This window comes from Paraburkholderia sp. GAS42, from assembly GCF_050436565.1.
Lineage (GTDB): Bacteria > Pseudomonadota > Gammaproteobacteria > Burkholderiales > Burkholderiaceae > Paraburkholderia.
In genome coordinates, this window is sequence record NZ_JBNDML010000050.1 from 1 (window position 1) to 11,865 (window position 11,865).

The window sequence follows — 11,865 nt, forward strand, 5'->3', positions numbered from 1 at the left end:
GATTGCCTCGCCCATCAACATGAAAACAGAGTCGGTTTCCTCAGCATTACCACTACCACGGGCCGGAGCCCCCTACCGCGCGAGCGGTTTCGTTCCGCGAAGTGGAACGGACGCTAGTGGCGAACGCCACCGATAACGTATCGGCCACTGCGGAAAGAATGTCCGTCGCCGTCCAGTCCGGATTAGACCTGCGCCAAACCGCCGTCGACAAACACTTCACTGCCGGTCATAAAGCTACTCTCGTCCGACGCTAGGAACAGCGCCACGGCAGCCGTTTCATCCGGATCAGCTATACGCCCGAGCGGCGTCTGCACTTTAAGCTCACCGAGCATCGCATCGAGCTGAGCGCCCGAGACTAGGCTCTCCATCAGGCCCGGCGTCGCCGTTGCACCGGGAGACAGTACGTTCACGCGGATTCCGGAGTCTTTCAGATCGAGCGCCCAGCTGCGCGCGAAATTGCGGATTGCCGCTTTCGTTGCGCTATATACGCTGAATGCCGGCGTCCCCTTCGAACCTGTCGTCGACCCGGTAAGGATGATCGAGGCACCTGCGTTCATCAGCGGCAACGCCTTCTGGACCGTGAACAGCGTCCCTTTCACGTTGACGTTGAATGTAAGATCGAATTGCGCCTCCGTGATCGCTCCGAGCGGCGCAAGCGAGCCTAGTCCCGCGTTCGCGAACAGCACATCGAGATGCCCCTTCTCCGCCTGCACTGCGGCGAAAATCCGGTCGAGATCATCGAGCTTTGACACGTCGCCCTGAAGCGCCCACACGTCGTGCCCGATGGCCGCCGCAGCCTTGTCCAGCTCGGTCTGGCGCCGCCCCGTGATGAACACGAACGCCCCCTCCTCGACGAAGCGCTTCGCGCTCGCGAGCCCGATGCCGCTATTGCCTCCGGTCACCAGCGCGACCTTTCCCGTCAGCCTACCCATATGCGTGTTCCTTGCAAAATCATAAATTGTGTCCAGGCATCGCAGACCTTAACCACACTTTTAGATAGTATTCATCTTTTGGTAAGTAACATTGGGATGCCGCATGAAAACGGATCTGTTCACCTGCGGCCTCGACGTAACGCTGGCGGTGATCGGGGGTAAATGGAAGCCCCTGATCCTGTTTCACCTCGCACACGACACGCGACGTTATGGCGAACCAAAGCGGGCGGTCGGAGCAGTTAGCCACAAGATGCTAATCCAGCAATTGAAGGAATGGGAGACAGATGGCCTCGTCAATCGTGTCGACTACAAGGAGATTCCGCCGCGAGTCAAGTACTCGCTAACAGCATTCGGCCTGACCCTGGCAAGCGCGCTCGCCCCGTTATGCGGTGGGGCACAGCACATGCCATGGAGGTCGGTGAGTTGATGGCGAACCGCAAGGCATCCACTAGGTGAAATCCGCGCAAGTGCCGGCGTGGCAAAAACGTTCAAGGACCACACCCGGCGAACCGACACGCATAGACATTAAATATCAATGCCAGCGAAATTCGTCGTCAGCATAGGAATCACCATAAGATTCAATCACGGTCTTGAATCGACCTTTTGAGCAAGGAAGTCGCGTATCAGCGGCACCATCTCGTCCGCCTTGTCTTCCAGCGCGAAATGACCCGTGTCGAGCAGATGAGTCTCAACGTCCGGCAAATCCTCTTTGTACGGATACGCGCCGTCCGCTGGGAAGATGACGTCGTTCTTGCCCCACACGATCAGCATCGGCGGCTTAAACTCCCGGAAATACGCCTGCACCTTCGGGTAAAGAGGCAGATTGGTTCGATAGTCATAGAACAGGTCGAGCTGGATGTCGTTGTTGCCGGGGCGATCGAGCAGCGCCTGGTCATGGACCCAGTTGTCCGGGGAAACACGCGTGCGGTCGGACACGCCATCGGTATATTGAAAAATGGTCGTCTCGAGCGTGAGCAGCGGCAGCAATGCTTTCCGGCTGGCGTCCGAGCCGTCGGCCCAATAGGCCTTGATCGGATCCCAGAATCCCTTGAGGCCCTCGTCGTAGGCATTTCCGTTCTGGACGATAAAACCTGCCACGCGGTCCGGATGCTTGAGAGCAAGCCGCCAGCCCACGGGCGCGCCATAGTCCATGACATACATCGTGTACCGACGCGTGCCGAGCTGGTCGAGCAGGCCGTCCACTAGTTCGGCATAGCGATCAAACGTGTAGGCGAATTCAGCACGATCCGGCATGTCGCTCTGACCATAGCCGGGGTAGTCCGGCGCAACCACGTGGTAGCGGTCGGCGAGTGCAGGGATCAGGTTCCTGAACATGTGTGACGAGGTTGGAAAACCATGCAATAGCAGGACAACGGGAGCGCCCAGCGGACCGGCCTGACGGTAGAAAATCTTCAATCCCTCCACAACCGCCGTTCGATGATGCGTGACGGGAACGGCAGGACTGGTACTGTTAGCAGCAGACGAAGTACTGGAAGCCGAACTGGTCATTGCGATGCTCCTTGGGTCGGATGGCCGATCCGCGATCACTTTTGCTCGAGGATTTCGAGCCGCGGCTCAGCACTGTGTGTATAAGCTGCACAGAGAGGCATGTGACGTGAGGAAGTTCGGACGTCAACGCACAGAGATTCAAGTCATCGCCGCGATGACGTCGTCAGTGGATACTACGGCGTGGGCGAGAAACGCATAGTTGATCATCGCGGCTTTATAACCATCACCCCAAACGGGATGACGAGGTCCTGCGGTCGCATCGGCTACGACCGACACTTCGAAGCCCTGCTCGAGCAAGTCCCGCAAATGAGCCTCCACGCACATGTTGGCGAGCATGCCGCCGAGCACCACTTTGCTCATGTGACGTTTGCGTAATTGCAGTACAAGGTCATTCGTTTGCGGACCGAAGACCTTGTGGGGACTCACGACGATGGTTTGGCCGTCATCAATGTAAGGTTTGAACTCCGCCAGCCAATCTGCGCCCGAGCCTTCAAATCCCTGGAGGTTCAGAGCGCCTTCTCGCGCGAACGTACCGGTTGCGAACTCGTCCGCTTCCAGCGGACCGTTGAACTTCCATGCGCGATCGGTCGGAAAGAAGTAATGCGGAGATATGAATACATTGACCTTCGCGGCTTTTGCGGCCTTGAAGATCCTCAACATGTTTTCGACAGTTCTGTTTTCCGTGACGCTAGCACCCACCGCGCCCCAATTCTTGCCCGTCGGGCTCAGCACGTCGTTCTGCGGGTCGATGAAGACCACGGCCGTATCGGTTGGATCACAGTTCATGCCGAGTCCTATAGTAGAGAGACGGATGGCCGCCGAGCCTCCGCTTAGATTAAGTGTTCGGAAGGTTAGGTTAGTATCTACCCTTTAGCAATGCGGGATTTTGGCGGCTTTTTGAAGATCACGACAGACGCAATGCCCACACGCTCGACGGCAACATGCGAGCGCTAGGCGGTGTTCCTCAATTAAACATGTAGTAAGTGGTAGATGAAGTTTTCGGCCATCGTCGCTCATGGAATTGTGCAGAGATAAGTCCAGGGCATCCGATGCTCAATCGTCATTTTTCCAAACTGACGGACTTTATGTCAGGCGTCGATGACGCTTCCCTACAAGTCCGAATAGATATGGCGTTCGTGGGACTTCATCCGACCGCGCAGACTTGGGTCCAAGCGACTGTCCATTCCAAGGGTTCTCAAAGGTCGACGGCCATGCTCGGCAATCGTGAATGGACGTAACGTTTGGGCTATCAGCGCCGCCACGGCCGTGGCCCTTTGCTTCCTGAAAACACCGGCTCATGCGGCCGGTACAACAAGCATAGGCACAGAGGCCCCTTTCGTGACAGAGAACGATCGTGTCATGACAAACATGATGCGCGGCATGTCCATTCTCCCTAGCCGCGATCTCGATCGTGATTTTGCTGTCGTGACGATTCCGCACCATCGAGGTGCCATCGACATGGCTGAAGTTGACCTGCGTTGGACACAATGACCAGTTGCGTCGAATATCCAATCAGTCAAATGCCGGCAGGCATTGGAAATGCGCTGGTATCCCAAGGCGTGAATCTTGGCAGCCGCCGACGCGACACAGATTATCCGCACACGACGGTCCGTTGTCCGGGTTGCAGTACATGAAGCTTTGATAGGTTCATGATGTTTCTCGTTGGATGATTCGGTGTCGTCGAGGGGGGCGCTTGTTTAGCACCGTCCCAGCGCGTTTCGGGCAGGCGCGGCAGCCGGACGCTCCGACCATCGATACATCGCGACAACCACGAGTCCCACCACCGCCAGAGCCACGCCGGCGTACACCGTCGTAAGGACGTTGGCGCCTGCCAGCGTCAGTCCGCCGAGGAAGGACCCGCCAGAGATGCCGAGATTAAACGCAGCGACGTTGAGCCCCGCCGCCGTACCGACCGCCTCCGGCGCCACGCGTCGAGCCACGAGCACGACGGTAGCCTGCATGATGGGAGGAACGGCGAAGGCGAACGCGCCCCAGACAAACAGGTTGACCAACACCAGCACCGGCTGGTGTGCGGTGAGCCAGAGCGCGGCGACCGATGCCGCGATGCCGGCCAACGCGATGTTCATGCTGAGCTTCGGGCCATTGCGGTCGGACAGGCGACCGCCGCCGATCGTCCCCACCACGGAGCCGAGTCCGAACACCATCAGCCCGAGGGTTACGCCTTCGCTTCTGAACCCCGTGGTATGAATCAACAGCGGCGACAGGTAAGTGAACACCGCGAACGTCGCTCCCATGCCCAGCGCGGCGATCGCATAGAGCGGCATCAACGCCTGGCTTTTCAGCAAGGCGAGCTGCGACAGAATGGTGCCGGCACTGCGCTGAGCGGCAAGCGCGGGCAGACGCCGCCAGAGGCCGATAGTCGCCAACGCGCCCATGGCAGCCACTACCAGGAACGGCAGCCGCCAGCCCATCAGATCGCCGAGCCACGTTCCGCCGCGATGTTAATGCATCTCGTGAATCACGCTTCGTATCATCGCGGGTGGGTTTGCGAAATGTTCTTCGAAATTCCTGCAAAACCACCCGTGACAGACCTACCTGTGTTTCTTGAGTCGCATCCGGCTTTTGACGGTCCTCCCGACGTCCATGGCCATCATGCCAAGGCGTAGGGACCACCCGCTTCAATCGCGGCGCGATAGGCGGGTCGCGAGTGGATACGACCCAGAAACTCATTGAGATTGGAGCATGTCCCATCGAGTCCACCACGTTGACGTGCAGCCTCCAACGGAAAGCTCATCATGATGTCGACAACAGTGAATGATTCACCCGCAAACCACGGTCGCCCACCGAGTTCGGCGTCCATCCATGCGAGATGGCCCGCGAAAGAGCGCTTCAAATCCGCCGCTGCAGACTGTCCCGCTTCGCCCATTCGCTGCAACACCAATAGCGCGAAAAGCGGTGGCATGAGTGAGCCTTCCGCGTAGTGCATGAAATGCTGGTACCGATGACTACTTTCCGAATCAGTTGGTCACCCAATCTTCACATCAGATTGATTCAAGATATGCTCGAAAATCAGCCCCGACTCTGCGATTGTCAGATTGTCGTTCTGAATAACCGGCAGCGCTTCCCGAGCGGGTGAATGTCACGTGCAGCATCGGGAGCGAGACCTGAAATCGGGTCCCGCGAATAGCGAACCACACGATAGGGCAGCCGTAACTCCTCCAGCAGCCATAGGACGCATTGCGAACGCGAGTTCTCGAGGTGATGCACGATGATGTTCATAGTACTGTTCGATGTAGAGGTTGATAGCCCGTCCCGACGGATTTAGCGCTCCGGCGGTGTCCGGAATTCGTATGCCTCAGTCTATCGGCGATAGCAAACATGAGTAGCAGCGCTAGCGCGAATTGACTGTTCTTGAAACAAGAATGCAGTCAAAACGATGCACGGTCACGCACCTGGCCGGACATGCATCTTCGATGACAGATTCCCCCGGATAGCGAGGTTGAAGATGCGCGCGACAATAGGTAACGCCGACATCTATTTTTCCGACGAAGGCGAAGGTATTCCCGTCGTTTTCGTACATGGTTTGGGGGGCGGTCAACGAATTGGGCTTATCAACGCCGTTATTTTCAGCGTGACTATCGCGTCATTTGCCCTGACCTCCCGGGTCACGGCGCGTCGTCGGGCCATGCCCTCTCGTTTCAGAGCTTCGCGGGTATCATCGTTGCCTTGCTGGACCAACTGCAGTTGCCCCGCTATTCTCTGGTTGGGCTCTCTACCGATGCTCGCGTCGCTCTCTCCGTCGCTGCCGCACGCCCAGATGCGGTAACCTGCCTGACTGCTGTCAACACGTTCGTGAATCTCACACCGCAAGACCGAAGCAAGCGCATCTCTATCTATGACCTTCTGCTCGAAGATGACCATGCCGACAGATGGGCAACTGTCCTACTTTGCGAAATGAACGTACAGGAAGGTTCGGTGATTGGACGCGGCTTTCGACGAGCCGCCGCAGCGAGCGACCCAATCCATATCCGTCGAATCTTCGGAGAAGTGGTCGGTTGGAACCAGAACCATGAATTGAAGAACATTTGCTGTTGGGTCCAGATTATTCGAGGGTCACTCGACAAGTTCGTGCCTTCGTACTGCACTGAAGACCTGGCGTCCAGACTTCGCACAGTCCAGGTCGATGTCCTGGACGGTTTGGGTCACTTGCCATACCTCGAGGACCCTATCCGATTCAATGACAGTCTCCAACGGTTCCTGCGGGCGCATGCTGGTTTGTGACGCTTGACTCATCGCAACCTTGAGCCGTTCGAGCATAAACTTGAGCCGGACGGGTCTGTATTTCCGGGGGGCGGAGCCGAAAATAGCAGCACCCTTTACTGGAGAGCGTCATGAGCCGCATGCACCTTCACACCGCAGAGACAGCCCCCTCTGAAAGCCGCCCTTTTCTTGAACGTTCGCTGGCAAACAACGGCTTTCTTCCCAACCTCGTCGCAACGCTAGCCAACTCGCCGGCGGCAACCTCTGCATACTTCACCCTCGGGGAAATCAATGCGAAGGGGTCGTTGTCTCTGGCCGAACGAGAGATTGTCCAAATCGTCGCTGCGACGGTCCATGGTTGTGGCTTCTGTGTCGCGGGCCATACCGCTGTTGCGCTCAAGAAGGCTCAATTGCCTGACCATATCGTTCAGGCTGCTCGAGATGGTGAGCAGATAAAGGACGACCGACTGAATGCTGTGGCGTCACTTACGCGAGAAATTATCTCGTCTCGGGGTGCAGTGTCGGATTCTGCTCTCACGGCCTTCAAACAGGCGGGCTTCAACGACCAAAATGCCCTTGATGTCGTGCTGGGCGTCAGCCTAGCGACGCTATGTAACTTTGCGAACAACCTCGCAGAGACGGAGTTGAACCCGCAGATGAACAGCTACCGGTGGGACCCGAAGAAATCCTGATTTCGTGTTGCTTAGTGGGGGCAAGGCTGGAAACCTCTGGTCGAATCGGCCGCATGAAAATATGACGCTGCATGGGCTGCATAACGCTCTCACCGAGGTTAACCAGCAAACCAGCGCCAACTCCTCTTCATAACACCCGCGTTTGAATCCTACGTGGCGCCCCTCCTTATATGGTGCGCCATACCTTGCTATCAGCTGAAGGAAATCATTTGCCTCGACGCGGGGAAGAATCGGCGTCTTCTCCGTGCCGTTCCGACACGTGTCCGTGCGAAATGGGAACAAATCAGGTATTGGCGCGCGCAGTATCGAGTCACCAGAACCAGCTACGGCCTGCAAGACGCGATGGCAATCACTGGTTGACATGGAGCTCGATTTCGCCTTTGACTAATCGCGGGCGTCGCCTCCTGAATGACGATATCTTGCAAGGAGGCTCCATGAAAAGCGACCTGCGAAGTGTCCCGAGCTTCATAAAGCGTCGTCGTACCATCGCCGCCCTTGCCGCCCTCGCCGGCGCGCCATTATCCGCACTAGCGACAAGTGCCGCTGCTCAGGGTTCTTCTTCCCGGAAGGAGCCCTTGATGAGCAATGGCAGCAGTTTCCATACAACCAAAGATGGGACACGGATATTCTTTAAGGATTGGGGAAAGGGTAAGCCAATCGTCTTTTCGCACGGATGGCCTCTCGACGCTGACGCGTGGGACCCTCAGATGCTCTATCTTGGACTTCAGGGCTATCGCGTAATCGCCCACGACCGCCGTGCCCACGGTCGTTCCACTCAGACCTGGGACGGTAACGACATGAACACGTATGCCGACGACCTCTCCGGTTTGCTCGACATGCTCGATGTGAAAGATGCGATACTCGTTGGCCATTCAACTGGCGGTGGAGAAGTCGTTCGTTACCTCGGACGCCATGGAACGAAGCGTGTTTCCAAAGCCGTTCTTATTGGAGCCATACCGCCGGTTATGCTCAAGAGTGCGAGCAATCCCGGCGGGTTGTCGATAGATGTATTCGACAAGATTCGAGCTGGTGTGTTGCAACGTGCCCAATTTTACAAGGACCTTGCGCTGCCGTTCTATGGCTACAACCGTCAAGGCGCGACACCTCAGCAGGGGGTAATCGATGAGTTCTGGCTCGAAGGTATGCGCGGCGGAATCAAAGGCCAGTACGACTGCGTAAAGCAATTTTCTGAAACAGATTTCACGCAAGACCTTCAGAAAATCAAGATTCCCACTCTCATCCTGCACGGAGATGACGACCAAATAGTGCCAATATCTGACTCGGCTGCGCTGTCCTCCAAACTGCTGAGCAACGCAACCCTCAAAGTGTACCAAGGAGCCCCGCACGGCATGTGCACAACACAGGCCGACAAGGTCAATGCAGATTTGCTCGCCTTTGCCAAATGATGAACTTGGTTGCAGAAGAGATGCACTCAAGAGCAGAGCGCGATTCAGTCATATCACGTCGATGTAAGGTGCGATGTCTCGCGCGGGAACAATGAGCGCGTCCCCCCGGATGGGATGTTGCATCTTTGGCATATGCGGGAGGTCACAGATGATGGTCGCCAGTTCGTTTATTGCGCAACTACCATCCCTGTCCTCATCCCGAAGTACCATCATATGTTCGTCATCGAGCAGCATGACGAACGTTAGAGAGTTGCTTTCGAGTATTTTTTTAACATCGCGTGCGGAAAAAGGACCCTTCAAGTCTATCGTTTCTCCGCTGGTCTTGAATAGCCGCCTCATTTTCGCCTCCTGATTCGGTTTCACCGGAACTAGGAACTTTGCAAACAAGGCCCTCAGTCAACCGCGCGACAGGGTCGATGTATCAAACAGCCGACTAAAGCGGAAACTTGCACATCTCCTCGCCTTTCCCGCTTGGAATGCTATGACCACACGCGCGGTAATATTTTATCTTTCTACGCATCCTTTTCATTTGGGTGGTATTTTGCCTACCGAACCCGCCATGCTATAGAAGAATCTTATCAAGATTGGATATTCTTACCGTAATGCCTTGGGGCAATCGTTAGCGCCTCTGTCCTGCTTTCCAGACCTTTGGAGTGGCACCGACAATCTGCGAGAAGACGCGAATGAAATGGCTTTGGTCCGCGAACCCGGTCGCGGAGGCAATCTCAGATGCAGTCATCTCGCCCCGCTCCAACATGATTTTGGCCAATTCGACCCTGCGTGACAGAAGCCACCGATGCGGCGGAACGCCGGTCGATTGCCTGAAGGCACGGGCGAAATGGTTTGGCGACATCCCGCACTCCTTTCCAAGCAGGGCCAGGCTGACATCACCCGAGAGATTTTGGTCGATAAGCTCTTTCGCTCGTGCAAGGTCTCTCGGCGAGAGCCCGCCTTTGAAAGGGGCGCGTTTTGCGGCGAGATTTCCGTACCGCCACGACAGATGGGCGAAAAGAGCCTCCATCAGTCCCGACAGGAACAGCAGGTTCGCTTGCTCCGGATGCGTGAGCGCTGGACGCATCAGCAGGCTAAGTTGATACGCAACCGGGTCAATCGTCCCATTTGGGATAACCACGTCGTGGACCAACGGTGTGTCTCCATCGTCAGCCATCGCCGCAAGGCTTTCTTTTGGAAAGTAAATCTGCAGCGAATCGAGCCGTCCTCCGTAGTAACCCGTAGGCTCCTGCTCCAGATTCACCACGGAAATCGTTCCGGCCGGCAGAGGGCCGACGGGGACCGGCTTCCCCGCCAGCCATAGCTCGTGAACCAAGGGCTGGAAGAGAATGCAAACTATGTACGCGGAACGAGCTGGAATAGGGAGCGTCTGCCCGATACCCTCATCCCCGCACAGCATATGCGTCGCAGCGAAGAATGCTCCCGGGCGGAGGTGGGTCGTGATTGAAGGGGCGCTCTTCAGACGGAACCTGTTCGCGATTCCGTCACCGTATGCATGATTGAGTTGCATCTTGCCTCCTACCGTACCTGCACTTCCGATTTCGAGTTGAAAGCGAACTGCAAACCTGGCCAGCGTGGAGGCCTACCTCATGCTTGTGAAACTCACCTAATTGCAGAAATTGTAGTTCCCAAAGCGTGGTCTCAACGACACATTTAAGCTCGCTGACCTGCTCGGATATCCACCGGATTCTGGCGCGCGTATGTATCTGTCGAGGCGCTCAAAACACATGTCGCGAGTCGCTACATAGCTGGGCATAGCGCACCAAGAAGCTATACAACGCCTACCGACGAGCTTTTGCGACCGTTCCCGGGGTAACGCCGAAGATTGACTTGAAGTGGCGCCCGAAATGGCTCTGGTCGGCAAATCCAGTCTCAGTCGCTACATCCGATATATCGACGCCTTCGAGCAGCCGCGACTTACCTTTGGTTACGCGAAGCACTAACTGGTATCTGTGCGGGGTCAGACCGTAGGCCGATGAGAAGCGGCGACATACATCCGATGCCGACATCGAAGACTCGCGCGATAGGTCTTCTAGCGATACGTTTCGATTCCAGAACTCATGCATGAATTCGTACGCACGGTGAAGACCTGGCTCCGTACGCATCCGCAGCGATGACGCGGCTTTCGAGGAAGGCGAACCCCGATACTTACCCAGCAGCGATTCACAGAAGAGCGCCCACTCCCCCGACCACGCATCTACCGTCTCCGGCGACACGATAATCTGGTCCACGAACGCCTGTGTGAGCCGCATTTGTCGCAGGTCACCCGGGAATTCCCGCGTGAGTTGGCGAATGTCCACGTCGAAGGCTGCACACTGCTGCCGCCACGCTTCGTCGGGAACATAAAGCATCACGTACTCGCACATTCCGCCGACCGTCTTCCCGGCATGCGGACTCTCGGGAGGCATGCAGTAAACCTGGTTTTGCCCAAAGACCCGTTCGCGTCCTTTTTTCGCCGCGATGTCTTTCGCTCCCGCCACCACGGCTCCTATCGACCAGGTATCGTGCGCGTGGACGGCGAAGCGATGGTCTTCAAATCTGGCGTGCAACGCTTCAATCGCTCCGATTCTATCGACGCGCCCAAAACGGGCGAATTCGGTCGGAGTTCGACGTCGAGTTTCTGCCATAGTCGAGAGATGCTTTTAAAATCGGGGCCAAGTAAAAAAGTGACATCGCCGCCGGACCGCCGCTATGGCCTCGGCAAAACCGTAAGCAATTTGGAATATGCCAACGCCAGAAAGCACGCTAACTCACGCACTTGCTAGCAACCCGCGACGCAACGGTATTGGACCACATACGGAGGCAGCCGCTAAGAGGCTCAAGCCTTGAACGCCCTAAAGCGCAGTTCCCTTGGGACCAGACATGACGCTTCGTCAGCATCCGCTTACGTCGTCACCTTGGCCCGATATCGCGCGGGAATTTTTACATCAGCGTCCGCGCATGTATAGAACGTTTTTGCGTCACTTTTCATATTGTGCGAGCTTTGCCCTTCCTGTTTCTGGATAGCGTCAAGCAGGAAGTCCGGTTTACCGACAAACATCTTGGCCGGTCGGCCGAGGTGATTGTCGCTGCGTCAGGGGGTCATGGTTGTCG

Annotated in this window: 12 protein-coding genes and 1 pseudogene; 5 read left to right on the forward strand and 8 right to left on the reverse strand. The window is 56.6% G+C overall.

Annotated elements, in window-relative coordinates; genetic code table 11:
- Positions 1 to 182 precede the first annotated feature (182 nt).
- A complete protein-coding gene (locus tag P3T16_RS34365; RefSeq protein ID WP_429345612.1) occupies positions 183 to 932 on the reverse strand; it encodes an SDR family NAD(P)-dependent oxidoreductase in 750 nt (249 codons plus the stop codon).
- A 103-nt stretch (positions 933 to 1,035) separates the two neighbouring features.
- On the opposite strand from P3T16_RS34365, the gene P3T16_RS34370 reads away from it, so the two are divergent.
- Positions 1,036 to 1,359 (forward strand): winged helix-turn-helix transcriptional regulator, encoded by a 324-nt coding sequence (locus tag P3T16_RS34370; protein WP_429345613.1) that lies wholly within the window; start codon positions 1,036 to 1,038, stop codon positions 1,357 to 1,359.
- A gap of 155 nt (positions 1,360 to 1,514) precedes the next feature.
- Here the strand turns inward: P3T16_RS34370 and P3T16_RS34375 are convergent, their stop codons facing one another.
- Positions 1,515 to 2,441 (reverse strand): alpha/beta fold hydrolase, encoded by a 927-nt coding sequence (locus P3T16_RS34375; RefSeq protein ID WP_429259909.1) that lies wholly within the window; start codon positions 2,439 to 2,441, stop codon positions 1,515 to 1,517.
- A gap of 138 nt (positions 2,442 to 2,579) precedes the next feature.
- Positions 2,580 to 3,227, reverse strand: coding sequence for an isochorismatase family protein (locus tag P3T16_RS34380; protein ID WP_007582343.1), 648 nt, complete (start codon positions 3,225 to 3,227; stop codon positions 2,580 to 2,582).
- 573 nt (positions 3,228 to 3,800) lie between these two features.
- Between P3T16_RS34380 and P3T16_RS34385 the strand changes: the two genes are divergently transcribed.
- The gene (locus tag P3T16_RS34385) at positions 3,801 to 3,932 is read left to right on the forward strand and encodes a hypothetical protein (RefSeq protein ID WP_429259901.1); all 132 of its coding nucleotides are present in this window, start codon (positions 3,801 to 3,803) and stop codon (positions 3,930 to 3,932) included.
- A gap of 206 nt (positions 3,933 to 4,138) precedes the next feature.
- On the opposite strand, the gene P3T16_RS34390 is transcribed toward P3T16_RS34385, so the two are convergent.
- Together P3T16_RS34390 and P3T16_RS34395 are read right to left on the reverse strand one after the other, a co-directional pair.
- A complete protein-coding gene (locus tag P3T16_RS34390) occupies positions 4,139 to 4,873 on the reverse strand; it encodes an MFS transporter (protein ID WP_429259900.1) in 735 nt (244 codons plus the stop codon).
- Between the two features lie 179 nt (positions 4,874 to 5,052).
- Positions 5,053 to 5,681: pseudogene (locus P3T16_RS34395) on the reverse strand (glutathione S-transferase family protein).
- Positions 5,682 to 6,047: 366 nt separating this feature from the next.
- Between P3T16_RS34395 and P3T16_RS34400 the strand changes: the two are divergent.
- From P3T16_RS34400 to P3T16_RS34410, 3 genes are all read left to right on the forward strand, one after another.
- Positions 6,048 to 6,683: an alpha/beta fold hydrolase gene (locus P3T16_RS34400; RefSeq protein ID WP_429345614.1), complete on the forward strand. Its 636-nt coding sequence runs from the start codon at positions 6,048 to 6,050 to the stop codon at positions 6,681 to 6,683.
- Between the two features lie 110 nt (positions 6,684 to 6,793).
- A complete protein-coding gene (locus P3T16_RS34405; protein ID WP_429259899.1) occupies positions 6,794 to 7,354 on the forward strand; it encodes a carboxymuconolactone decarboxylase family protein in 561 nt (186 codons plus the stop codon).
- 578 nt (positions 7,355 to 7,932) lie between these two features.
- On the forward strand, positions 7,933 to 8,760 hold the full coding sequence (locus tag P3T16_RS34410; protein WP_429259907.1) for an alpha/beta fold hydrolase: 828 nt from the start codon (positions 7,933 to 7,935) through the stop codon (positions 8,758 to 8,760).
- Between the two features lie 48 nt (positions 8,761 to 8,808).
- Here P3T16_RS34410 and P3T16_RS34415 read toward each other — a convergent pair whose 3' ends face one another.
- From P3T16_RS34415 to P3T16_RS34425, 3 genes are all read right to left on the reverse strand, one after another.
- Positions 8,809 to 9,099, reverse strand: a complete 291-nt coding sequence (locus P3T16_RS34415) for a hypothetical protein (protein WP_429259898.1) — start codon at positions 9,097 to 9,099, stop codon at positions 8,809 to 8,811.
- A 280-nt stretch (positions 9,100 to 9,379) separates the two neighbouring features.
- Positions 9,380 to 10,282: a helix-turn-helix domain-containing protein gene (locus P3T16_RS34420; protein WP_429259897.1), complete on the reverse strand. Its 903-nt coding sequence runs from the start codon at positions 10,280 to 10,282 to the stop codon at positions 9,380 to 9,382.
- A gap of 271 nt (positions 10,283 to 10,553) precedes the next feature.
- Complete coding sequence (locus tag P3T16_RS34425) at positions 10,554 to 11,399, reverse strand: AraC family transcriptional regulator (RefSeq protein ID WP_429259896.1); 846 nt, start codon at positions 11,397 to 11,399, stop codon at positions 10,554 to 10,556.
- Between the last annotated feature and the right edge of the window lie 466 nt (positions 11,400 to 11,865).

Bases quoted from the DNA above. Each gene is read 5' to 3' on its own strand.
- P3T16_RS34365 (WP_429345612.1), bottom strand. From the start codon at position 932: ATGGGTAGGCTGACGGGAAAGGTCGCGCTGGTGACCGGAGGCAATAGC.
- P3T16_RS34370 (WP_429345613.1), top strand. From the start codon at position 1,036: ATGAAAACGGATCTGTTCACCTGCGGCCTCGACGTAACGCTGGCGGTG.
- P3T16_RS34375 (WP_429259909.1), bottom strand. From the start codon at position 2,441: ATGACCAGTTCGGCTTCCAGTACTTCGTCTGCTGCTAACAGTACCAGT.
- P3T16_RS34380 (WP_007582343.1), bottom strand. From the start codon at position 3,227: ATGAACTGTGATCCAACCGATACGGCCGTGGTCTTCATCGACCCGCAG.
- P3T16_RS34385 (WP_429259901.1), top strand. From the start codon at position 3,801: ATGACAAACATGATGCGCGGCATGTCCATTCTCCCTAGCCGCGATCTC.
- P3T16_RS34390 (WP_429259900.1), bottom strand. From the start codon at position 4,873: ATGGGCTGGCGGCTGCCGTTCCTGGTAGTGGCTGCCATGGGCGCGTTG.
- P3T16_RS34405 (WP_429259899.1), top strand. From the start codon at position 6,794: ATGAGCCGCATGCACCTTCACACCGCAGAGACAGCCCCCTCTGAAAGC.
- P3T16_RS34410 (WP_429259907.1), top strand. From the start codon at position 7,933: ATGAGCAATGGCAGCAGTTTCCATACAACCAAAGATGGGACACGGATA.
- P3T16_RS34415 (WP_429259898.1), bottom strand. From the start codon at position 9,099: ATGAGGCGGCTATTCAAGACCAGCGGAGAAACGATAGACTTGAAGGGT.
- P3T16_RS34420 (WP_429259897.1), bottom strand. From the start codon at position 10,282: ATGCAACTCAATCATGCATACGGTGACGGAATCGCGAACAGGTTCCGT.
- P3T16_RS34425 (WP_429259896.1), bottom strand. From the start codon at position 11,399: ATGGCAGAAACTCGACGTCGAACTCCGACCGAATTCGCCCGTTTTGGG.